This window comes from Streptomyces sp. LS-MS-L19 (assembly GCF_058382285.1).
In genome coordinates this window covers 5,083,851-5,105,376 of sequence record NZ_JBYCLL010000001.1, presented here as the reverse complement: position 1 = coordinate 5,105,376, position 21,526 = coordinate 5,083,851, and the positions used below count along the sequence as shown (strand labels likewise).

Genomic DNA, 21,526 nt, shown 5'->3' with positions numbered 1-21,526 from the left:
AGACCGACTCAGATGTCGAGGAAGCGGACGTCCTTGGCGTTGCGCTGGATGAACTGCCGGCGGGCCTCCACGTCCTCGCCCATGAGGACCGAGAACAGGTCGTCGGCCTGGGCGGCGTCGTCGAGGGTGACCTGGCCGAGGACGCGGTGCTCCTGGTCCATGGTGGTCACGCGCAGTTCCTCGGCGTTCATCTCGCCGAGGCCCTTGAAGCGCTGGATGGAGTCCTCGCGGATGCGCTTGCCGCGCTGGCGGCCCATCTCGATCAGCGCGTCGCGCTCGCGGTCGGAGTACGCGTACTCGGTGTCGTCCCGGCCCCACTTGATCTTGTAGAGCGGGGGACGGGACAGGTACACGTGCCCGGCCTCGACCAGCGGCCGCATGAAGCGGAACAGGAAGGTCAGCAGCAGGGTGGAGATGTGCTGGCCGTCGACGTCGGCGTCCGCCATCAGGATGATCTTGTGATAGCGCAGCTTCTCGATGTCGAAGTCCTCGTGGACTCCGGTGCCGAAGGCCGAGATCAGCGCCTGGATCTCCTGGTTCTGCAGGATCTTGTCGATCCGGGCCTTCTCGACGTTCAGGATCTTGCCGCGGATCGGGAGGATCGCCTGGTACTCCGGGTTGCGGCCGGACTTGGCCGAGCCGCCGGCGGAGTCACCCTCGACGATGAAGATCTCGCACTTGGTGGGGTCGTTGGACTGGCAGTCGGAGAGCTTGCCCGGCAGGGACGCGGTCTCCAGCAGGCCCTTGCGGCGGGTCAGGTCGCGGGCCTTGCGGGCCGCCACGCGCGCGGTGGCCGCCTGGATGGACTTGCGGATGATGTCCGCGGCCTCGACGGGGTTGCGGTCCAGCCAGTCGGTGAGGTGCTCGTAGACGACCTTCTGGACGAAGGTCTTCACCTCGGTGTTGCCCAGCTTGGTCTTGGTCTGGCCCTCGAACTGCGGCTCGCTCAGCTTCACCGAGATGATCGCGGTCAGACCCTCGCGGATGTCGTCACCCGTGAGGTTGTCGTCCTTGTCGCGCAGCAGCTTCTTGTCGCGCGCGTACTTGTTGATCAGCGAGGTCAGCGCCGCGCGGAAGCCCTCTTCGTGGGTGCCGCCCTCATGCGTGTGGATGATGTTGGCGAAGGAGTAGACGCCCTCGGTGTAACTGCTGTTCCACTGCATGGCGAGCTCGACGGACAGGTTCTTGTCCTTGTCCTCGGCCTCCAGGTCGACGATGGTCGGGTGCACCACGTCTCCCTTGCGGGAGTTGAGGTACTTCACGAAGTCGACGATGCCGCCCTCGTAGTGGTAGTCGACCGACTTGACCTCGGCGCTCTCGTCCGCGCCCGCCTCGTCCGCGCCGGACGTCGCCTTGGCCGACTCACGCTCGTCGGTGAGTTTGATCCTCAAACCCTTGTTGAGGAACGCCATCTCCTGGAAGCGCCGCGAGAGCGTCTCGAAGGAGTAGTCGGTGGTCTCGAAGATGTCCGGGTCGGCCCAGAAGGTCACCGAGGTGCCGTGCTCCTCCGTGGCCTCGTGCTTGGCCAGCGGGGCCGTCGGGACGCCGAGCTTGTAGTCCTGCGTCCAGCGGTAGCCGTCCGTCTTGACCTCGACGGCCACCTTGGTCGACAGGGCGTTCACCACGGACACGCCCACGCCGTGCAGACCGCCGGAGACCGCGTAGCCGCCGCCGCCGAACTTGCCGCCCGCGTGCAGCACGGTCAGCACGACCTCGACGGCCGGCTTGCCCTCGGAGGGGACGATGCCGACCGGGATGCCACGGCCGTTGTCGACGACCCGGACGCCGCCGTCGGGGAGGATCGTGACGTCGATGGTGTCCGCGTGGCCCGCCAGCGCCTCGTCGACGGAGTTGTCGACGACCTCCTGCACCAGGTGGTGCAGGCCGCGCTCGCCGGTCGAGCCGATGTACATACCGGGTCGCTTGCGGACCGCGTCCAGACCCTCGAGGACGGTGATGGCGCTGGCGTCGTACGAGGCGGTGACCTCGCCGTTCGACGAGGTCGCCTCGGCGTCGGTGGACGGGATGTTCTCGTTGGGGTTGCCGGAATCGGCCACGAAGCGCCCTTTCTGGCACAGCACGAGCCGGGCTCGTCGGCGGGTTGCCGGAGCGGCTGCGGCATGTTGCGTTGGTAAGCCTTGATCAGCGTTGCTCAGCGTTTCCCGGGCGGTCCCCACGTTTGGGGCGGGATTGGCTTCCAGTCTACCGGTAGCGCCGACAGTGATGGGGGTTTGCCGGTACCTGAGTCCTCATGTGCCGCCCTCAACCGGCGTCTTCCGGGTCCCCATATACGGAGCGGGGCTCCAAGAGGCTCACAGCGGCACTCAGCGCTTTCGGCTGTCAACCCTTTGCTACTTGGGAGTCAGGTCGGAATTCGCATCCGCGTGCAGTGCTACGACGGCGCCGATCACGCAGGGAAGACGTGACGTAAGTCACGTGTAGGGATCGCCGGACCTGCTGCTTCCCGGGGCCCGCAGAGGGCCGTAGTTGCGCGCGGGGCCACCGGGACCGAGCACCTTGATCAGCCGGACCGTGCCGTGCCCCAGGTCCTCGTTGAGCCGTGCGACCAGGCTCGGGGCGAGGCGCCGCACCTCGGTCGCCCACACCGGCGAATCGCACTGCACGACCAGGACCCGCTCGTCCTCGTCGTACCTCTGGGGCGTGCAGTGATCGGCGAGCTTCTCCCCGACGATCTGCGGCCAGCGCCCCATCACACCGCCCACCGCGGCGGGAGCCTCCCAGCCCCGCTCAGTGATCAAGCGGTTGATGGCGGCACCGAAGGCCATCGGGTCGCGTCCGTCGGCGCGCGCGCCGGAGCGCAGCCCGCCCCCGCGCCGCGCCTGCCGCTTCTGCTGCGCCGCGTCCCCACGCGCGCGTGCCTGTTCCCTCGCCGCCCGAAGCGCCACGCGCGCGAGGTCGACACCGGAGGGCTCGGCCGGCTTGGGGTTCTCGGCGCCGTCTGCGTTTCCGCCGCCAGCAGCGCTGTCGGCGTTCTCGGTCGGAGGCCGTTCGTCGCTCATACGCGCTCCACCGTCCCCTCCGCCACCGCGTACCGCGTCCCCGCCAGCACATGCGGCACGTCGTCGTCGACCGCGGCCGTCACCAGCACCTGCTCACCCGGGGCGACCAGCTCGGCCAGCCGCTCCCGGCGCCGGGTGTCCAGCTCCGCGAACACGTCGTCGAGGATCAGCACCGGCTCGTTCCCCTCCGCCCTGAGGAGGTCGTACGACGCGAGCCGCAGCGCCAGCGCGTACGACCAGGACTCGCCGTGCGAGGCGTATCCCTTGGCGGGCAGCTGGCCGAGTTTGAGCAGCAGATCGTCCCGATGCGGCCCTACGAGGGTCACGCCCCGCTCGATCTCCTGCTTGCGCGCCTCCGCGAGCGCCCCCATCAGCTGCTCGAAGAGATCCTCACGCGTGTGCGCCTCACCGGGCGCGGACGGCTTGTACTCCAGCGCGACGGGACCGCCGCCGGGCGCCAGCTGCTCGTACGCCTTGTCGGCCAGAGGCTGGAGCGCGGCGATCAGGTCGAGCCGCTGGGCGAGCAGCTCGGCGCCCACCCGCGCGAGGTGCTGGTCCCATACGTCGAGGGTGGACAGGTCCATCGAGCGGCCGCCGTGCCTGCGCGCGAGGGCGGCCGACTTCAGCAGGGTGTTGCGCTGCTTGAGGACGCGCTCGTAGTCGGAGCGCACGCCGGCCATGCGCGGAGCGCGCGCGGTGATCAGCTCGTCCAGGAAGCGGCGCCGCTCGCCGGGGTCGCCCTTGACCAGCGCCAGGTCCTCCGGGGCGAACAGCACGGTCCGCACGATCCCCAGCACATCACGCGGCCTGACCTGCGACGACCTGTTGATGCGCGCCCGGTTCGACTTGCCGGGGTTCAGCTCCAGCTCGACCAGCTGCTGCCGCTCGCCCTGTCTGACCTGGGCCCGGACGATCGCGCGGTCGGCGCCCATCCGGATCAGCGGGGCGTCGGTGGCGACCCGGTGGCTGCCGAGGGTGGCGAGGTAGCCGATCGCCTCGACCAGGTTCGTCTTGCCCTGTCCATTGGGGCCCACGAACGCGGTGACGCCCGGGTCGAGCGGGACCTCGACCCGGGCGTACGAGCGGAAGTCGGCCAGCGACAGATGCGTGACGTGCATGGTCGGGCGCCGACCTCCCCCAGCTTGTGGACTGTGCGAACAGCCCTGTGGATTACTTCGTCTCGACCGCGTGGCCGCCGAACTGGTTGCGCAGCGCCGCGATCATCTTCATCTGCGGCGAGTCGTCCTGGCGGGACGCGAACCGCGCGAACAGGGACGCGGTGATCGCCGGCAGCGGCACCGCGTGGTCTATGGCGGCCTCCACGGTCCACCGGCCCTCGCCGGAGTCCTGTGCGAAACCGCGCAGCTTGTCCAGGTGCTCGTCCTCGTCGAGGGCGTTGACCGCGAGGTCGAGGAGCCAGGAACGGATGACGGTGCCCTCCTGCCAGGAGCGGAAGACCTCCCGGACGTCGGTCACGGAGTCCACCTTCTCCAGGAGCTCCCAGCCCTCGGCGTAGGCCTGCATCATCGCGTACTCGATGCCGTTGTGGACCATCTTCGCGAAGTGGCCCGCGCCGACCTTGCCTGCGTGCACCGCACCGGCGTCGCCCTTGGGCTTGAGGGCGTCGAAGACGGGCTGCACCTTGGCGACGTTCTCGGCGTCACCGCCGTACATCAGCGCGTAGCCGTTCTCCAGGCCCCAGACACCGCCGGAGACACCGCAGTCGACGAAGCCGATGCCCCTGGCCGCCAGCTCCTCGGCGTGCTTCTCGTCGTCCGTCCAGCGGGAGTTCCCGCCGTCCACCACGACGTCCCCCGGCTGAAGGAGTTCGGCCAGCTCGTCGATGGTCGCCTGCGTCGGCGCCCCGGCCGGGACCATCACCCACACGACCCGCGGACCCTGCAACGCGTCCACAAGCTCCTTGAGGCTGTGGACATCGGCGAGGTCCGGGTTGCGGTCGTATCCGATCACGGTGTGGCCTGCGCGGCGGATCCGCTCGCGCATGTTGCCGCCCATCTTGCCGAGGCCGATGAGACCGAGCTCCATCAGTGGTTCCTTAGGTAGCTGTGACGTGTGGGGCACCTTCGTACCCACGTACGAGCCTAAACCCGGACGCTCACGCACACCTGTGGGCATACGCGCTCAAACGTATGCCCTCACCTGGGGCTTTCCGTCGGCGACCGCTCAGCCGCTCAGCCGCACCGGCATGATCAGGTACTTGTAGGCCTCGTCCGCCTCGGCGTCCAGGGCCGGCTTGCCGCTGAGCAGCGCGGGCTTGGTGGACGTGGTGAAGGAGAGCTGGGCCACCGGGGAGTCGATGGCGCTCAGGCCGTCCAGCAGGAAGGTCGGGTTGAAGGCGATCGAGATGTCGTCACCCTCCAGCTGGGCGTCGACCCTTTCCACAGCCTGTGCGTCGTCGCTGGAACCGGCCTCCAGGATCAGCACGCCCTGCTCGAAGCTCAGCCGCACCGGGGTGTTGCGCTCGGCAACCAGCGCCACACGCTTGACGGCCTCCACGAAGGGGGCGGTCTCGATCACCGCGACCGAGTTGAACTCCGTCGGGAACAGCGTGCGGTACTTCGGCAGGTCGCCCTCGAGCAGACGGGTCGTCGTACGGCGGCCCGCGCCCTCGAAACCGATCAGACCTTCGCCCGCGCCCGAACCGGACAGCGCCAGGATCACGCTGTCGCCGCTCGTGAGGGCCTTGGCGGTGTCCAGGAGCGTCTTGGCGGGCACCAGGGCCACCGCGGACGCCTCGGGGTTCTCCGGCTTCCACAGGAACTCACGGACCGCGAAGCGGTAGCGGTCGGTGGACGCCAGGGTGACGGTGTCGCCCTCGATCTCGATGCGCACACCGGTCAGCACCGGCAGCGTGTCGTCGCGGCCCGCGGCGATGGCCACCTGGGCGGCGGCGGAGGCGAAGACCTCACCGGGGACGGTGCCGGTCGCGCTCGGCATCTGCGGCAGCGCCGGGTACTCCTCCACAGGCAGGGTGTGGAGTGTGAATCGCGAGGAGCCGCACACCACGGTCGCCCGTACACCGTCTGTGGAAATCTCCACCGGGCGGTTGGGCAGGGCGCGGCAGATGTCGGCGAGCAGGCGGCCGGAGACGAGCACCGTGCCCTCCTCCTCGACCTCGGCCTCGACGGACACCCGCGCGGAGACCTCGTAGTCGAAGCTGGACAGGCTCAGCTGGCCTTCCTCGGCCTTCAGGAGAAGGCCGGCGAGGACCGGCGCCGGCGGACGGGCCGGGAGGCTGCGCGCCGCCCAGGCAACTGCCTCCGCGAGTACGTCGCGTTCCACCCGGATCTTCACTGTTGCCGCCTCCTGCTGTTGCCGGCGCTGCTCGGCCTGCCTGGCTTCGTCGTCTGTCTCGGTGTCGTCGGCCCCTGTGACGGGAAGGACACCGGGGAACAGTCTGACGCACCCCACTGACAGTAGGTGCCTCTCGGGGTCAAGTCGTGACGAGGGGCAGCCGGGCACCGGACAGCGAGTTGTGCACAGGCCCCCCTTCGAAACGGATTCCCAGCTCTCTCTAGTTGTCAGTAGTAGTAGGGGCTGTGGATACCGTGGATAACCCCGTTTTCCCAGCTCAGAGGGGAAATTTTGTCCACGGGCCCTGTGGGCGACACCGGTGGACAACTGGGCGTCTCTGTGGAGAACAGAAAGTTCTGCACACTCCGTGCACAGCCTGAGGCGACTTCTCCCCAACGCCGTCCCCAGCTTTACCCCCGTTTCCCACAGCCCAACCCGGCACCTTCGTGTGACGCCTTTCACTCGACCCGGTGATCAGGCGCGTCGCGTTGCCGAACAGTGGACAGGGATGTGGAGAAGCTGGTGATCGCTGGGGACAACCGGCCCCAGCCTGTGGGTTGTCGGTGGACAACTCGATGCACAGCCTGTGGATCTCCTGGCTGTCCACAGTCTGTGGAGATCGTTCGTCCACGAATCCACAGGGGGGTGACCTGGGCTGATGGTCTTGTGACGGGGAGCCTGTGGACCGTGATCTGGACAACTTCGCGGTCCCCAGGATGTGGACGGGAAAAAGTCACCGGATCTGTGGAGAGAGGCCGTAACCCGGCGGGGAATCGAACACAGGGCTACGGCGTCGTGACCCCGGGAACGCCGAAGGGCGCCCCGGGATCTCGTCCCCAGGGCGCCCTTCGGCGTCGAAACCGTCGTAACTCCGGTGCTGTCAGCCGTTCTTGATGCGGTTCGTCAGCTCGGTCACCTGGTTGTAGATGGAGCGCCGCTCGGCCATCAGATTGCGGATCTTGCGGTCCGCGTGCATCACGGTCGTGTGGTCGCGGCCGCCGAACAGGGCGCCGATCTTGGGCAGCGAGAGGTCGGTGAGCTCGCGGCACAGGTACATGGCGATCTGGCGGGCGGTGACGAGGGCGCGGCCGCGCGAGGTGCCGCACAGGTCCTCGACGGTCAGGCCGAAGTAGTCGGCCGTGGCGCTCATGATCGCCGTGGAGGTGATCTCCGGGGCCGAGTCCTCGCCGCCGGGGATCAGGTCCTTGAGGACGATCTCGGTCAGGCCCAGGTCGACCGGCTGCCGGTTGAGCGACGCGAACGCCGTCACGCGGATCAGCGCGCCCTCCAGCTCGCGGATGTTGCGCGAGATGCGGGAGGCGATGAACTCCAGGACCTCCGGCGGGGCGTTGAGCTGTTCCTGGACCGCCTTCTTGCGCAGGATCGCGATGCGAGTCTCCAGCTCGGGCGGCTGGACGTCGGTGATCAGGCCCCACTCGAAACGGTTCCGCAGCCGGTCCTCGAGCGTGACCAGCTGCTTGGGCGGCCGGTCGCTGGAGAGCACGATCTGCTTGTTGGCGTTGTGGAGCGTGTTGAAGGTGTGGAAGAACTCCTCCTGTGTCGACTCCTTGTCCGCGAGGAACTGGATGTCGTCGACGAGCAGGATGTCCATCTCGCGGTACCGCTTGCGGAAGCTGTCGCCCTTGCCGTCGCGGATGGAGTTGATGAACTCGTTGGTGAACTCCTCCGAGCTCACGTACCGCACGCGCGTGCCGGGGTACAGGCTGCGCGCGTAGTGGCCGATCGCGTGCAGCAGGTGCGTCTTGCCGAGGCCGGACTCCCCGTAGATGAAGAGGGGGTTGTAGGCCTTGGCCGGCGCCTCGGCGACGGCGACCGCGGCCGCGTGGGCGAAGCGGTTGGAGGCGCCGATGACGAAGGTGTCGAAGAGGTACTTCGGGTTCAGCCGCGCGGTGGGCTCACCGGGACCGGTCGCGGGCGCGGGCTGCGCGGCGAGCGGGCCGGGGGCGCCGGTGGTGGGCAGATTGGAGCCGACCGGCCCGCCGCGGTGCACATGCCCGGAGGCGGACGGGGGCTCGGGGAGATCCCGGCGCACGTCCCGCTGGTCGTACTCCGAGCGCGGCTTGTCGTAGTCGGGGCGGGGCTTGTCGTAGTCCGGCCGCTGGTCGTAGTCGGGGCGCGGGCTGTCGTAGGACGGCCGCTCCATGGGCTGGGGGCGGTAGTCCTGGGAGGGGGCGCCGTAGGAGTCCTGCGGGTAGGGCTCCTTCTGGTACGGCTCCTGTGGATACGTCTCTTGCTGGTACGGCTCCTGCGACGGCGACGCGTAAGGGTCGCGCTCCGGGAAGCCGAGCCGCTGCTGCTGCCAGCTGTACTCGTCCTGCGCGGGTCGGGGCCAGGCGCCGGGTTCGGGGCGCTGGTACTCCGAGGGGTACGCGGGTCGGGCGGTGGGGAGCTGGTCCGAGCGGGAGGTGCGGTCGCCCTGGGGGCCGGGGCGCTGCTCGCCACGGCCCGAGTCGTCGGCGCGGTGGCGGCCGTAGCCGTCGTACTGGTTGTCGTACGTGTTGTCGTACGTGTTGTCGTACGGCCCGTCGTACTGGCCGGAGGGGAGCTCGGGCTCCTCGTAGCGCGGCTGGGACCGGGGGGCCGGGGGTGCGGGCGGCGAGGGGGGCTCGCCCGCGGAGTCGTCGACGGTGATGGCGATACGGATGGGGCGGCCGCACTCGCGGCTCAGCGTCTCGCTGACGGCCGGGGCCAGCCTGCCCTCCAGTACGCCCTTCGCAAATTCGTTCGGTACGGCGAGCAGGGCGGTGTCGGCGACCAGCGCGAGGGGCTGGCAGCGACGGATCCAGTGCTCGTCCTTCGCCTCCACACCCTGGACGCGGCCCTCACCGAGGAGTTGCTCGAGTACGCGTGGCCACACTGCGGCAAGATCGGCAGGTACGTCAGCCACAGGGCACGCTCTCTCACGGGTCCCACGAACGTGTGGTCGTGGGACGAGTCGGGATTCAAATGGGGTGGAGCCGAAACACAGGGGGTCAAGGGAACGAATCGGAGTTCAGCCACGGTAGTCAGGGCGACGGGTGCGGTTCAAGTTGTTGTCCCCAGCCTGTGGATAGTGTCTCCCGGTGACCACTGGTTTGACCGGATGGCGTAGCCGCGCGTACCGTAACCAGGTCGAGTTGTCGATGGCTGCTGCCGCCTGCCTCCGATGGGCACAGATCGCTTCGGGTGATCGGGAAGCGGTGCACTCGGGCGTTACTGCGAGCTACTCGTGGGCGCACGGTGACAGCCAGGACGGCACCCGCCACCACCGATTTATTTCTGGAGCCCCCGAGTGAGCAAGCGCACCTTCCAGCCGAACAACCGTCGCCGCGCGAAGACCCACGGCTTCCGCCTGCGGATGCGTACCCGTGCCGGCCGCGCGATTCTCGCGAACCGCCGCAGCAAGGGTCGCGCCAGCCTGTCCGCCTGATCTGATCAGGTCATGACGTCGTGCTGCCTACCGAGCATCGGCTGAGGCGGCGCGAGGACTTCGCGACCGCGGTACGACGGGGTCGCCGGGCAGGCCGCCCGTCCCTCGTCGTTCATCTACGTAGCGGTGCCACGGACCCGCACGCGCCTGGGGAGAGCGCTCCCCCGACGCGTGCGGGTTTCGTCGTGAGCAAGGCCGTGGGCGGCGCCGTCGTACGCAACAAGGTGAAGCGCAGACTTCGCCATCTGATGCGTGACCGGGTCTCCCTGTTGCCCCCCGGTAGCCTGGTAGTCGTACGAGCGTTGCCCGAGGCCGGCGACGCCGACCATGAACAACTGGCCCGAGACCTGGATGCCGCCCTACAGCGGCTGCTGGGAGGGGGCGCGCGATGAAGTACCCACTGCTGGCGCTGATCAAGCTGTACCAGTGGACCATCAGTCCACTGCTGGGGCCGGTCTGCAAGTACTACCCGTCGTGTTCCCACTACGGCTTCCAGGCCATCGACCGGCACGGTGCGATCAAGGGAACGGCACTCACCGCCTGGCGCATCCTGCGGTGCAATCCGTGGTCGCTGGGCGGTGTGGACCATGTCCCGCCGCGCAAGCGCCCGCGGTGGCACGAAATGCTGCGTAACGCCTGGCGTGCACGCAGGGGCGGGCCCTCCGCCGCCGACTCGGCCACCGAGGGACATACTCCTTCGAGCCCGGCCGCAGAGACTCCGTCCCATGCCCAAGGAGCATGATTAGTGGACACGATTGCCAGTCTTTTCAGCTTCATCACGACACCCGTCTCCTGGGTCATCGTCCAGTTCCACAAGGTGTACGGCGCCATCTTCGGCCCCGACACCGGGTGGGCCTGGGGCCTGTCGATCGTGTCCCTCGTGATCCTGATCCGTATCTGCCTGATCCCGCTCTTCGTGAAGCAGATCAAGTCGACGCGGGCCATGCAGACGCTCCAGCCCGAGATGAAGAAGATCCAGGAGCGCTACAAGAACGACAAACAGCGTCAGTCCGAAGAGATGATGAAGCTGTACAAGGAGACGGGCACCAACCCGCTCTCCTCGTGCCTTCCCATCCTGGCGCAGTCGCCGTTCTTCTTCGCCCTGTACCACGTGCTCAACGGCATCGCGACGGGCGACACCATCGGTGTCATCAACGAGTCGCTGCTGGCCAGCGCCCGTAAGGCGCACATCTTCGGGGCCCCGCTCGCCGCGAAGTTCAAGGACGGCTCCGCCACCGTCGAGGCCCTGGGCGCCACGGTCACCGATGTGCGGGTCGTCACCGCAGTCATGATCATCCTGATGTCGGCGTCGCAGTTCTACACGCAGCGCCAGCTGATGACGAAGAACGTCGACACCACGGTCAAGACGCCGTTCATGCAGCAGCAGAAGATGCTGATGTACGTCTTCCCGGTCATGTTCGCCGTCTTCGGCATCAACTTCCCGGTCGGTGTCCTCGTCTACTGGCTGACCACCAACGTGTGGACCATGGGCCAGCAGATGTACGTCATCCACAACAACCCGACCCCGGGTTCCAAGGCCCAGGCCGCCTACCTGGAGCGCCTCACCAAGCACGTCCTGAACCACGGCAAGGCCCGCAAGCGCAGCGAGCGCACCATCATCAAGGCGATCGTCGCCAAGGGCCGGGACCGCAACGAGTTCGAGCGCAAGTTCATCAACGGCCTGAACAAGGCCGGTCTCGCGGCCCAGGCCGACGGCACCGTGGTCCAGAGCGAGTCCCAGGCCGCGGTCCAGACCGAGGACGGTTCGCCGGCGAGCGCGGCCACTCCCAAGCGTCAGCAGCCCAAGCGGCAGAGCAAGTCGCAGCGGCAGTCGGGTGCGGCCGCGAGTGGCACGAAGGCGGCCGGCGAAGACCAGTCGTCGACGCCGACCTCGCTGAGCAAGTCCGAGGAGCCCCAGGACGCAACGCCCGAGGACGCCAAGCCGGCCGCTTCGGCCAAGAAGCAGCCCGGTTCCGGTAACCGCAGCAAGGCCCAGTCCGGACAGCGCAAGGGTCCGCAGCGGCCCAAGTCCCCGTCCAAGAAGTAACGAAGGAGCCCATCCCGTGACGGAAGGCACCACCTCCGCCGCTGCCGAGGGTGCAGACACCCTGACCCGCCTGGAGCAGGAGGGCGAGATCGCGGCGGACTACCTCGAGGGTCTGCTCGACATCGCCGATCTCGACGGCGACATCGACATGGATGTCGAGGCCGACCGCGCCGCTGTCTCGATCATCAGCGACGCGGGCGGCCGCGACCTGCAGAAGCTGGTCGGCCGTGACGGTGAGGTACTGGAAGCCCTTCAGGAGCTCACCCGCCTGGCCGTGCACCGGGAGACCGGGGACCGCAGCCGTCTGATGCTGGACATCGCCGGTTACCGGGCCAAGAAGCGTGCCGAGCTCTCCGAGCTGGGCGCCAAGGCCGCCGCCGAGGTCAAGAACACCGGCGAGTCCGTGAAGCTCAAGCCGATGACGCCGTTCGAGCGCAAGGTCGTGCACGACGCGGTCAAGGCAGCCGGCCTGCGCAGCGAGTCCGAGGGCGAGGAGCCGCAGCGCTTCGTCGTCGTGCTTCCCGCCTGATCGGTTCCTAGGTTCCTCCGGCCCCGTCTGTAGAGCAGGCGGGGCCGAACTTTGTCAGCCTGATAGTTCTGGTGGTCGGCGCCCGGTGCGTCGATGCGGTACGGAAGGACGGTTCCCCGTGACGGAGGCAGCGGAGCTTCCCCCCGCGCCCGAGCAGGCGCGTGAGGTGTTCGGCGATCGCTTCGAGGACGCGGTCCGCTACGCCGAGCTGCTCGCCGAGGCGGGTGTGCAGCGCGGTCTCATCGGCCCGCGCGAAGTGCCCCGCCTGTGGGAGCGGCATCTGCTGAACTGCGCGGTGCTCTCGGAAGTCGTTCCCGAGGGCGTGACCGTGTGCGACGTCGGCTCGGGAGCCGGGCTTCCCGGCATTCCCCTGGCCCTCGTCCGTGAGGACCTGAAGATCACGCTGCTGGAGCCTCTGCTGCGGCGTACGACCTTCCTGACGGAGGTCGTGGAGCTGCTGGGCCTGGACCACGTGACGGTCGTCCGCGGGCGTGCCGAGGAGGTCATGGGCAAGCTCACCCCAGTCCATGTGGTGACGGCGCGGGCCGTGGCCCCGTTGGACCGGCTGGCGACCTGGGGGGTTCCGCTGCTGCGTCCCTACGGGGAGATGCTCGCGCTCAAGGGAGACACCGCGGAGGAGGAACTCAAGGCCGCGTCCACGGCATTGAGCAAGCTCGGTGCCGTGGAGACCTCCATCCTGCATGTGGGTGAGGGAGTGGTCGATCCACTGTCCACGGTGGTGCGGGTCGAGGTGGGGGAGAGCCCCGGTGGTGTGCGGTTCGCCGCCAAGCGTGCCAAGGCGGCTCGCACGGGACGTGCCCGTCGGCGCCGCTGATCCGTCCTGACGACGAGACGTACTCCACACAAGCTGCCAAACCTACGCATGCCGGAGTGTCGCGGCAGAACGGGCACGGCCCCCCTGCATCGTGTTTCACGTGAAACGTCGCTCACTGCTGCACGGCATCATCAGCCGGGGCCGCGCCGCGGCCGAACCCCGTGACCGAAAGCCTCTCGGGTCACTCGGAGAGGTAACGGAGTTGTCCACAGAGGTGGATTTCTCCACAGAACAACAGGCCTCACTGGTTCACACCCCCGAAGACATGGGAGGCTCTGTTCATTGCGAGCCTGAAGTCGAGGAGAGTGAATCCTTGCGGTCCGACGCCAACATCGCGGGACCGATGACCGATCCGGTCCCCGGTCCCCGAACCGAGTCGATGGGGGACGATGTTTCACGTGAAACACCGCCCCCGATGGACGACACTCCGATCGGTCGTGCTGCCCAACTGGCGGTAGAGGCTCTGGGCCGCGCCGGCGAGGGCCTGCCGCGGCCCGAGCAGACCCGGATCATGGTCGTCGCCAATCAGAAGGGCGGAGTGGGCAAGACGACGACAACCGTCAATCTTGCCGCTTCGCTGGCTCTGCACGGTGGCCGTGTCCTGGTGGTCGACCTTGACCCCCAGGGCAATGCGTCCACTGCCCTGGGGATCGACCACCACGCTGAAGTTCCTTCCATCTACGACGTCCTGGTCGACAGCAGGCCGCTGGCCGAAGTCGTCCAGCCGGTGCCTGATGTCGAAGGCCTCTTCTGTGCTCCCGCCACGATCGATCTCGCCGGTGCGGAGATCGAGCTGGTGTCCCTGGTGGCACGTGAGAGCCGACTGCAGCGAGCCATTCAGGCCTACGAGCAGCCCCTCGACTACATCCTCATCGACTGCCCGCCCTCGCTCGGCCTGCTGACGGTCAATGCGCTGGTGGCCGGCGCGGAGGTCCTCATCCCGATCCAGTGCGAGTACTACGCGCTGGAAGGCCTGGGGCAGCTGCTGCGCAACGTCGATCTGGTGCGGGGTCACCTCAACCCCACCTTGCACGTATCGACGATCCTGCTCACCATGTACGACGGCCGGACGCGCCTCGCGTCACAGGTCGCCGACGAGGTGCGCACCCACTTCGGTGACGAGGTGCTGCGGACGAGTATTCCCCGCTCGGTCCGTATCTCCGAGGCACCGAGCTACGGACAGACGGTGCTGACCTACGATCCCGGATCGAGCGGCGCCCTGTCCTACCTTGAGGCGGCGCGAGAGATCGCGCTGAAGGGCGTCGGCGTCAGCTATGACCCGACGCAGGCGCACATCGGCGCACAGAGCAACCCGAGCATGGTGGAGGGGATCCAGTGAGCGAGCGACGGAGGGGTTTGGGCCGTGGGCTCGGCGCACTGATCCCTGCTGCCCCAACGGAGAAGACGCCGACACCGGCGGCAATGGGCGGCGCCGGTTCCGCGTCCCCGGCTACCGTACCGGTGCTGACGAGCGACCGTGGGGTGGCCGCGGCGAAGGTGGCCACACTGCCGCCTGTTTCACAGGAAACCGAGGAGCCGTCGGTCAACGGCTACGCGGAGACTCCCGCGCCTCCCATGGGCGCCCACTTCGCTGAGCTCCCCCTTGACTCCATCACGCCGAACCCGCGCCAGCCGCGTGAGGTCTTCGACGAGGACGCGCTGCACGAACTGGTCACCTCCATCCAGGAGGTCGGACTCCTCCAGCCGGTCGTCGTACGGCAGGTCGGTCCCGCGCGCTACGAGCTCATCATGGGCGAGCGGCGCTGGAGGGCCAGCCGTGAGGCCGGCCTGGACGCGATCCCGGCGATCGTGCGGGCCACGGACGACGACAAACTTCTCCTGGACGCCCTTCTGGAGAACCTGCACCGCGCCCAGCTCAACCCGCTGGAAGAGGCAGCCGCCTACGACCAGTTGCTGAAGGACTTCAACTGCACGCACGACCAGCTGGCGGACCGCATCGGCCGGTCCCGTCCGCAGGTCTCCAACACCCTGCGTCTGCTGAAGCTCTCCCCGGCGGTCCAGCGCAGGGTGGCCGCCGGAGTCCTCTCCGCCGGACACGCCCGCGCGCTGCTCTCTGTCGAGGACTCGGAGGAGCAGGACCGGCTGGCTCACCGGATCGTGGCCGAGGGCCTGTCGGTGCGTGCCGTCGAGGAGATCGTGACCCTCATGGGGTCGCGTCCGCAGACCGCCCAGCGCTCCAAGGGGCCGCGCGCCGGAGCCCGCGTCTCCCCGGCGCTCACCGACCTCGCCACCCGTCTCTCGGATCGCTTCGAGACGCGGGTGAAGGTCGACCTGGGGCAGAAGAAGGGCAAGATCACGGTCGAGTTCGCCTCCATGGAGGACCTCGAGCGCATCCTCAGCAGCCTCGCCCCTGGAGAGGGTCCGGTCCTCCAGAAGAGCCTGCTGGGCGACGACGCCGAGGAGACGGAAGACTGAGCCGGGCTTCGCCGAGGTGATGCTGCTGAGGCGGAGCAAGAAGAGCGGGCCGTGTCCGGTGTGTACCGGACACGGCCCGCTCTTTGCTTTCAGGCGGTATCGATGGAATCGGTGTGTGGATACGATGCGATTGGGTGCGGCACATCCACCCGGCAGTACCTCTGAGGGGAGGCAGGGGCCATGCGAACGATGAGCCGAAGCGGACTGGTGAGCGCAGGCCTGGGACTGGGGGCGGTCGGCGGCTTCGTCGGCAGCCTGCTCAGGGAACGGAGCGCACTGACGGCAGCCCGCGATGCAGCGGGCGAAGGAAGCGAGGAACAGCCTTCATGGGGCGTCGGCTCGTACCGCTCACGCTGGACAACCTTCCGGACCTCCCCAAGCGCTGCCGATCCTGCGTCTTCTGGGAGTTGGACCCGGTCAGTGGAGAAGCCGCGGTAAAGGCAGGCACCCCGGCCCTGGAGAAAGAGGCCTGGATCTCGGCCGTCCTCCTGGACTGGGGATCCTGTGGCCGGGTCGTCTACGTCGACGATGTTCCGGTCGGCTTCGTCCTCTACGCGCCTCCGGCGTACGTCCCCCGGTCGACAGCCTTTCCCACGAGCCCCGTCTCTCCGGATGCCGTTCAGCTGATCACGTCGTTCATCATGCCGGGCTACCAGGGACAGGGGCTGGGCCGGGTGATGGTGCAGACCGTGGCCAAGGATCTGCTGCGGCGGGGCTTCAGAGCGATCGAGGCCTTTGGTGACGCCCGCTGGAAGGAGCCCGCCTGTCTGCTTCCCGCGGATCATCTCCTGGCGGTGGGCTTCAAGACGGTCAGGCCGCATCCGGCGTACCCGCGGCTGAGGCTGGAGCTGCGTACCACGCTCTCCTGGAAGGAAGACGTGGAGATGGCGCTGGACCGCCTTCTGGGGGCGGTACAGAAGGAGCCGGCCCTGCGGCCGCTGTGACGGACACACGAGTGAGGGGCCGGTCCTGGTGGACCGGCCCCTCACTGTGTTTCACGTGAAACCGTGTTTCACGTGAAACGTCACTCGGCGATGAAGTCCTCGAGGTCACGGACGATCGCGGCCTTCGGCTTGGCGCCGACGATGGTCTTGGCGACCTCGCCGCCCTGGTAGACGTTCAGGGTCGGGATGGACATGACGCCGTACTTGGCGGCCGTACCCGGGTTCTCGTCGATGTTCAGCTTGACGACCTCGATCTTGTCGCCGTACTCGGCGGCGATCGCCTCGAGGGACGGCGCGATCTGGCGGCACGGACCGCACCAGGCCGCCCAGAAGTCCACCAGGACGGGCTTGTCGCTCTTGAGGACGTCCTGCTCGAAGGAATCGTCGGTCACGTTCTTCAGGGTGCCGGCCACGGCGGGCTCCTTAACTGGTTGGTGCGGTGGGGCGGGGATGGTGGTCAGACAGCGGTCTTCTCGGGCTCGGCCTTCTCCTCGTCCGCGAGGGCGGCGAGGAAGCGCTCGGCGTCGAGAGCGGCGGAGCAGCCGGTACCGGCCGCGGTGATCGCCTGGCGGTAGGTGTGGTCGACCACGTCACCGGCACCGAAGACACCCGTCAGGTTGGTGCGCGTCGAGGGCGCCTCCACCTTCAGGTAGCCCTCGCCGTCCAGGTCGAGCTGGCCCTTGAAGAGCTCGGTGCGCGGGTCGTGGCCGATGGCGATGAACAGGCCGGTGACCGCGAGGTCGCTCAGCTCGCCGGTCTTGAGGTTGCGCAGCTTGAGACCGGACAGCTTCGGGTCGCCCTGGATCTCGGCGACTTCGCTGTCCCACACGAACTTGATCTTCGGGTCGGCGAAGGCGCGCTCCTGCATCGCCTTGGAGGCGCGCAGGGTGTCCCGGCGGTGGACGATCGTCACGGACTTGGCGAAGCGGGAGAGGAAGGTCGCTTCCTCCATCGCGGTGTCGCCGCCGCCGATCACGGCGATGTCCTGGTCCTTGAAGAAGAAGCCGTCACAGGTGGCACACCACGAGACACCGCGGCCGGAGAGGGCGTCCTCGTTCGGCAGGCCGAGCTTGCGGTGCTGCGATCCGGTGGTGACGATCACGGCCTTCGCCCGGTGGACGGTGCCCGAGGTGTCGGTGACGGTCTTGATCTCGCCGGTCAGGTCGACACTGACGATGTCGTCCGGGACGAGCTCGGCGCCGAAACGCTCGGCCTGGGCGCGCATGTTGTCCATGAGCTCGGGGCCCATGATGCCGTCCTGGAAGCCGGGGAAGTTCTCCACCTCCGTGGTGTTCATCAGGGCGCCACCAGCGGTGACGGCGCCCTCGAACACCAGCGGCTTCAGCGACGCGCGCGCGGTGTAGAGCGCCGCCGTGTAGCCGGCGGGCCCGGAGCCGATGATGATCACGTTACGGACGTCGCTCACGGCTTGGTTCCTCGTCTCTGGACTGCGTCGTCGGACCGGTGGAGCCCCTCTCAGAACTCTCACCCCACCCAACGGATCCTAAGGGGCGCGCATTCCCGGTGTGTCCGGGCACACGGAGAGGCCACACCGTACGAAATACCACGGAGGGCGGAGACGAAGCGTCAGCGTTCAGGAGCGAGCGTAGGACTGCTTCAACAGGATCTGCGCGGTGCTGGTGGGGGCGTTCTTCACGCAGGACGCGTCCATGATGTAGGCGGTGACCCGGCTGCTGTCGGAGGGGTCACGCAGCACCACGAGAAGCGCGTCCTTGCCCTTGTAGACGCCGTTCTCGGTCGCGAGGGCCGTGCCGTTGGTGGTGATGCCCTTCTGGATACACGGAGGAACCACGGGCTGCTTCTTGATGAAGGGCTGCTCGCGGTCAGGAGCCGTCGCCACGCCCATGCTGTCCGGAGAGCGGGAGCCGCCCGTGGCGGACCGGTCCGGGGTGAGGAGTTGGGAGACCTGCTTCTTGAGGGTGCTGTCGGAGAAGGTGTCGGCCGGGGAGACCTGAGCTTCGTCGGACGTCTTGCCGTCGTCCAGCGACGTCAGCAGCACAGAGCCGAATCCCAGAGCGGCGACCGCGAAGACGGCACCCAGAACGGCTTTCCTGCGTCGGGTGTTCCTCTGCCTGTCCTTGCGGCCGGGGCCGGTGGTGGCGGACCGGGCGTGGCCCGAGGGGCGATCGGCAGTGGGCGATGTTTCACGTGAAACATGCGCGCTCTCCACCGGCGCCGGGGCGTTCACCGCGTCGGGAGCCGTGGCTTGCAGGAGAGCTTCTGCCGCGAGCGCGGCGTCGATCCGGCCGGCGACGTCAGCGGGCATGCGAGGCGGGCCCGGCAGTGTTCCGAGCAGTCCGCGGATCTCCTCCAGCGACGCGTGTACATCGGCGCAGAGTTCACACTCGTCCAGATGCCGACGTACGTCCGCGGTCCTGGAGTCGGGGAGGAGGCCTTCGGTGAGGTCGGAGATCTCCGCGACATCCGGGTGCCCGGCAGTGTCTGTCGAGGAAGTCACACTCGCCCACCTCCGCCCTTCACTACAGCTGAATCGCCTGGTCCCGAGTCCGGCCGGCCTCCTGACGGAGGTGCCGCTGCGGGTGGGACGGATGTCCCCTGCGCGCGGTTCCGTCCTGCGTGCCCTTCTCGGTCCTCTCCGGCCTTTTCCGGCCGCAGGTGAGAGAGAAGGGGGAGGAGTCTGGCTCTTCCTCGGGCGCAGCGGCTCTTCACCGTGCCGGTCGGCACGTCGAGCATGCGGGCGGCTTCGGCGACGGGGTAGCCCTGCATGTCCACCAGGATGAGGGCGGCCCGCTGGTCGGGCGGGAGCGTGCCGAGCGCTTCCAGGAGCTGGCGGTGGAGGTCGTTGCGCTCCGCGGGCGCCGAGGCGGACTCGTGCGGCTCCAGGAGTTGCTCCAGGCGCTCGGTGTCGTCCACCGGGGACGTCTTGCGCGAGGCGGCCTTTCTGGCGCGGTCCAGGCAGGCGTTCACCGTGATCCGGTGCAGCCAAGTCGTGACGGCCGACTGTCCCCGGAAGGTGTGGGCGGCCCGGTAGGCGGACACGAGGGCGTCCTGAACGGCGTCAGCGGCTTCCTCCCGGTCCCCGAGCGTCCTCAGGGCGACAGCCCAGAGACGGTCCCGATGACGGCGTACGAGCTCACCGAAGGCGTCGGGATCGCCGTCCACGTGAAGGGCCAGGAGGTCCTGATCGCTGGTACCGCCATACACGGTGTCATCTGCCATCGGACCCCCTCCCCCCTCAGCTTCAACTGGCGATCTTGATGTCTGCCACCCGGCCGCGGTACGTGCCGTCCTCCGTCAGCGGCAGCTTGGTCAGCCAGACCAGAAGGTAGCGGGTCTTCACTGCCTTGTCCGGCGTGAGCGGGACACCCGTACCGGAACCGGACGCGACCTTCGAGTAGGCGTCGAAACTCGTCGGCCTGGAAGCCGCGTCGCTGGAGGCGGCGCGCAGTTCGACGGACGTGTCACCCATGAATGTGACGGTGACCTTGCCGACCTCCTGGACCTTGCCGAGGTCGAGAATTATCCCGAGGCCCGGCTTGAGGTTGCCGAACTTGGCGCCCTGGTAGTAGTCCGTCTGCCAGTACGACGAGGGGTCGCTGTCGAAGGCCTTCCCTATATCGGCCGGCTTCTCGGAGCCGTCGCCGAACGGGTCGAAGTCGAACCCCTTGACGATGGTGATCGGCGCGCTGGCCGCCTTCGTCGGGCTCTTGTCGCCGTCGTCCGTCGTCTGGGTCTGGTTCGTCTCGTCGGACGTGCCACCCCGTTCCATCAGCGCGTCCGCGAGTTGCCAACTGCCCAGGCCCAGCGCGGCGATGAGGAGGGCCGAGACGGCCCACTTCAGGGCTCGGCCGGTACGGCTCTGGAGCGGTGGGGGTGGGGGCGCGATCGCCTGGGTGACGCCGGGGTGCGGCGCCGGACGGCCGTACGTGCCCTGCTGGTACGTCGTGCGCTGGTACTCCGGCGGTGCCGTGAACGTCGGCTCCGGCGGGCGGATGCGGGGCATCTCCCCGATCGCCTTGACCAGTTCCTCGGGCGTCGTGCACGCCGACTCGTGCCGGGAGGCAGTGGCACCGTCGTTGGCGAGCGCCCGCATCGACAGCTCGGACAGTCCACGGTGGACACCCGCCCGCACCTGGTCGGGTGCGATCAGACCGACGTCCTTGGGCAGGCCGGCCAGCCCGTAGGCGTCGCTCTCGTACGGCCAGCGCTGGGTCAGCGCCGCGTACAGAAGGGCACCGATCGCCTCGGTGTCCGCGCGCTGCGGGGTCTCCGAACTGACGCCGCGCAGCGCGGCGTTCACGGCCAGCCCCCGGATGCGCCACTGTCCGCTCGACGTACGCAGCACCGCGTTCGGGTTCAGCCTCAGGTGCGCGAGGCCCTCACGGTGGGCCGCGGCCATCGCGGAGGCCACCTGACTGACCATCTGGTAGGCGTCGTACACCTCCAGCGGGCCGGGGGCGAGGAGTGTGGTCAGCTCGGTCGCGTCCGGCAGCCACTCGTGGACGACGTAGACGAGGTCGTTCTCCTCGACGGCGTCCAGGACCTGGACGAACCGGGGGTCGCCGAGCAGCGCTGAGGAACGGGCCGCGGCCAGCACGGAACGCGCCCGCGCATGGTCCGCGGGCAGGATGTGCACGCCCACGGCCCGACGGAGTTTCTCGTCTACGGCACGCCAGCTGCTGAACCCGTCCAGACGGGTGACGCACTCCTCGAGACGGTAGCGTCTGGCGAGTTTGTGGCCGCTGTGCAACTCCGGCGGTGACGCCTTGCCAGAACCCTCGGTCCCGCCACTCCCCTGCCCCTGTGCCTCGACGTCTTCCGTGTCCCGCTCCCGGTTCTTGGCCACGCCGTCGGCCGTGGACTGGTCCGCCTTGGCGGTCAGCGGTTCGTCACCGCTGGTGTCTGCCACGTCGACGGCAGCCGTGCTCCGTTCCGCCACCGTCGTTCCCTGCCTCCCCATTCATTGCGCGCCGTGCGACGCAGAATCC

At 68.3% G+C, this 21,526-nt stretch carries 20 protein-coding genes; 9 read left to right on the top strand and 11 right to left on the bottom strand.

The features are described from left to right. Nucleotides 1-8 precede the first annotated feature (8 nt). From gyrB to dnaA, 6 genes are all read right to left on the bottom strand, one after another. Nucleotides 9-2,081, bottom strand: a complete 2,073-nt coding sequence (gene gyrB, locus AC2XR2_RS22850) for a DNA topoisomerase (ATP-hydrolyzing) subunit B (protein ID WP_330265733.1) — start codon at nucleotides 2,079-2,081, stop codon at nucleotides 9-11. A 351-nt stretch (nucleotides 2,082-2,432) separates the two neighbouring features. After that, nucleotides 2,433-3,020, bottom strand: a complete 588-nt coding sequence (locus AC2XR2_RS22845; RefSeq protein ID WP_449348734.1) for a DciA family protein — start codon at nucleotides 3,018-3,020, stop codon at nucleotides 2,433-2,435. After that, nucleotides 3,017-4,138 (bottom strand): DNA replication/repair protein RecF, encoded by a 1,122-nt coding sequence (gene recF, locus AC2XR2_RS22840; RefSeq protein WP_381299804.1) that lies wholly within the window; start codon nucleotides 4,136-4,138, stop codon nucleotides 3,017-3,019. The genes AC2XR2_RS22845 and recF overlap by 4 nt, the downstream gene beginning before the upstream one ends. Nucleotides 4,139-4,190: 52 nt before the next feature. Continuing rightward, nucleotides 4,191-5,066: a phosphogluconate dehydrogenase (NAD(+)-dependent, decarboxylating) gene (gnd, locus tag AC2XR2_RS22835; protein WP_381299805.1), complete on the bottom strand. Its 876-nt coding sequence runs from the start codon at nucleotides 5,064-5,066 to the stop codon at nucleotides 4,191-4,193. A 138-nt stretch (nucleotides 5,067-5,204) separates the two neighbouring features. Further along, complete coding sequence (dnaN, locus tag AC2XR2_RS22830; RefSeq protein ID WP_053847949.1) at nucleotides 5,205-6,335, bottom strand: DNA polymerase III subunit beta; 1,131 nt, start codon at nucleotides 6,333-6,335, stop codon at nucleotides 5,205-5,207. Nucleotides 6,336-7,215: 880 nt separating this feature from the next. Then, the gene (dnaA, locus tag AC2XR2_RS22825; protein WP_491516150.1) at nucleotides 7,216-9,243 is read right to left on the bottom strand and encodes a chromosomal replication initiator protein DnaA; all 2,028 of its coding nucleotides are present in this window, start codon (nucleotides 9,241-9,243) and stop codon (nucleotides 7,216-7,218) included. Nucleotides 9,244-9,627: 384 nt separating this feature from the next. Here dnaA and rpmH point away from each other — a divergent pair, with 384 nt between their 5' ends. The 9 genes from rpmH to AC2XR2_RS22780 all read left to right on the top strand — a co-directional run bounded on the left by rpmH (nucleotide 9,628) and on the right by AC2XR2_RS22780 (nucleotide 16,556). Further along, a complete protein-coding gene (rpmH, locus tag AC2XR2_RS22820) occupies nucleotides 9,628-9,765 on the top strand; it encodes a 50S ribosomal protein L34 (protein ID WP_005482975.1) in 138 nt (45 codons plus the stop codon). Nucleotides 9,766-9,785: 20 nt separating this feature from the next. Further along, a complete protein-coding gene (gene rnpA / locus AC2XR2_RS22815) occupies nucleotides 9,786-10,157 on the top strand; it encodes a ribonuclease P protein component (protein WP_164433043.1) in 372 nt (123 codons plus the stop codon). Next, nucleotides 10,154-10,507, top strand: a complete 354-nt coding sequence (gene yidD / locus AC2XR2_RS22810; protein ID WP_030319557.1) for a membrane protein insertion efficiency factor YidD — start codon at nucleotides 10,154-10,156, stop codon at nucleotides 10,505-10,507. The genes rnpA and yidD overlap by 4 nt, the downstream gene beginning before the upstream one ends. A gap of 3 nt (nucleotides 10,508-10,510) precedes the next feature. Beyond that, the gene (gene yidC, locus AC2XR2_RS22805) at nucleotides 10,511-11,812 is read left to right on the top strand and encodes a membrane protein insertase YidC (protein WP_491516149.1); all 1,302 of its coding nucleotides are present in this window, start codon (nucleotides 10,511-10,513) and stop codon (nucleotides 11,810-11,812) included. A gap of 16 nt (nucleotides 11,813-11,828) precedes the next feature. Continuing rightward, a complete protein-coding gene (locus tag AC2XR2_RS22800) occupies nucleotides 11,829-12,341 on the top strand; it encodes a Jag family protein (RefSeq protein WP_330265739.1) in 513 nt (170 codons plus the stop codon). A gap of 118 nt (nucleotides 12,342-12,459) precedes the next feature. Further along, the gene (gene rsmG, locus AC2XR2_RS22795; protein ID WP_330265740.1) at nucleotides 12,460-13,176 is read left to right on the top strand and encodes a 16S rRNA (guanine(527)-N(7))-methyltransferase RsmG; all 717 of its coding nucleotides are present in this window, start codon (nucleotides 12,460-12,462) and stop codon (nucleotides 13,174-13,176) included. Nucleotides 13,177-13,441: 265 nt separating this feature from the next. After that, complete coding sequence (locus AC2XR2_RS22790; RefSeq protein ID WP_330269670.1) at nucleotides 13,442-14,515, top strand: ParA family protein; 1,074 nt, start codon at nucleotides 13,442-13,444, stop codon at nucleotides 14,513-14,515. After that, nucleotides 14,512-15,612, top strand: coding sequence for a ParB/RepB/Spo0J family partition protein (locus tag AC2XR2_RS22785; protein WP_491516148.1), 1,101 nt, complete (start codon nucleotides 14,512-14,514; stop codon nucleotides 15,610-15,612). Before AC2XR2_RS22790 ends, AC2XR2_RS22785 begins: the two co-directional genes overlap by 4 nt. A gap of 326 nt (nucleotides 15,613-15,938) precedes the next feature. Next, on the top strand, nucleotides 15,939-16,556 hold the full coding sequence (locus AC2XR2_RS22780; RefSeq protein ID WP_330265742.1) for a GNAT family N-acetyltransferase: 618 nt from the start codon (nucleotides 15,939-15,941) through the stop codon (nucleotides 16,554-16,556). Between the two features lie 80 nt (nucleotides 16,557-16,636). Here the strand turns inward: AC2XR2_RS22780 and trxA are convergent, their stop codons facing one another. The 5 genes from trxA to AC2XR2_RS22755 all read right to left on the bottom strand — a co-directional run bounded on the left by trxA (nucleotide 16,637) and on the right by AC2XR2_RS22755 (nucleotide 21,477). Continuing rightward, a complete protein-coding gene (gene trxA, locus AC2XR2_RS22775; RefSeq protein ID WP_003991504.1) occupies nucleotides 16,637-16,969 on the bottom strand; it encodes a thioredoxin in 333 nt (110 codons plus the stop codon). A 44-nt stretch (nucleotides 16,970-17,013) separates the two neighbouring features. Beyond that, nucleotides 17,014-17,982: a thioredoxin-disulfide reductase gene (gene trxB / locus AC2XR2_RS22770; RefSeq protein ID WP_123761892.1), complete on the bottom strand. Its 969-nt coding sequence runs from the start codon at nucleotides 17,980-17,982 to the stop codon at nucleotides 17,014-17,016. A gap of 168 nt (nucleotides 17,983-18,150) precedes the next feature. Continuing rightward, entirely contained in the window at nucleotides 18,151-19,035 is an 885-nt protein-coding gene (locus tag AC2XR2_RS22765; RefSeq protein ID WP_491516147.1) for an anti-sigma factor family protein, read from the bottom strand. Further along, nucleotides 19,032-19,757: an RNA polymerase sigma factor SigM gene (gene sigM, locus AC2XR2_RS22760; RefSeq protein ID WP_491516146.1), complete on the bottom strand. Its 726-nt coding sequence runs from the start codon at nucleotides 19,755-19,757 to the stop codon at nucleotides 19,032-19,034. The genes AC2XR2_RS22765 and sigM overlap by 4 nt, the downstream gene beginning before the upstream one ends. A gap of 22 nt (nucleotides 19,758-19,779) precedes the next feature. After that, entirely contained in the window at nucleotides 19,780-21,477 is a 1,698-nt protein-coding gene (locus tag AC2XR2_RS22755; RefSeq protein ID WP_381300288.1) for a protein kinase family protein, read from the bottom strand. Nucleotides 21,478-21,526: the final 49 nt, after the last annotated feature.

What these genes read in the sequence shown, in the direction of transcription:
- recF (WP_381299804.1), bottom strand. Translation starts at nt 4,138, where the DNA reads ATGCACGTCACGCATCTGTCGCTGGCCGACTTCCGCTCGTACGCCCGG.
- yidD (WP_030319557.1), top strand. Translation starts at nt 10,154, where the DNA reads ATGAAGTACCCACTGCTGGCGCTGATCAAGCTGTACCAGTGGACCATC.
- AC2XR2_RS22790 (WP_330269670.1), top strand. Translation starts at nt 13,442, where the DNA reads ATGGGAGGCTCTGTTCATTGCGAGCCTGAAGTCGAGGAGAGTGAATCC.
- gnd (WP_381299805.1), bottom strand. Translation starts at nt 5,066, where the DNA reads ATGGAGCTCGGTCTCATCGGCCTCGGCAAGATGGGCGGCAACATGCGC.
- AC2XR2_RS22845 (WP_449348734.1), bottom strand. Translation starts at nt 3,020, where the DNA reads ATGAGCGACGAACGGCCTCCGACCGAGAACGCCGACAGCGCTGCTGGC.
- AC2XR2_RS22780 (WP_330265742.1), top strand. Translation starts at nt 15,939, where the DNA reads ATGGGGCGTCGGCTCGTACCGCTCACGCTGGACAACCTTCCGGACCTC.
- sigM (WP_491516146.1), bottom strand. Translation starts at nt 19,757, where the DNA reads ATGGCAGATGACACCGTGTATGGCGGTACCAGCGATCAGGACCTCCTG.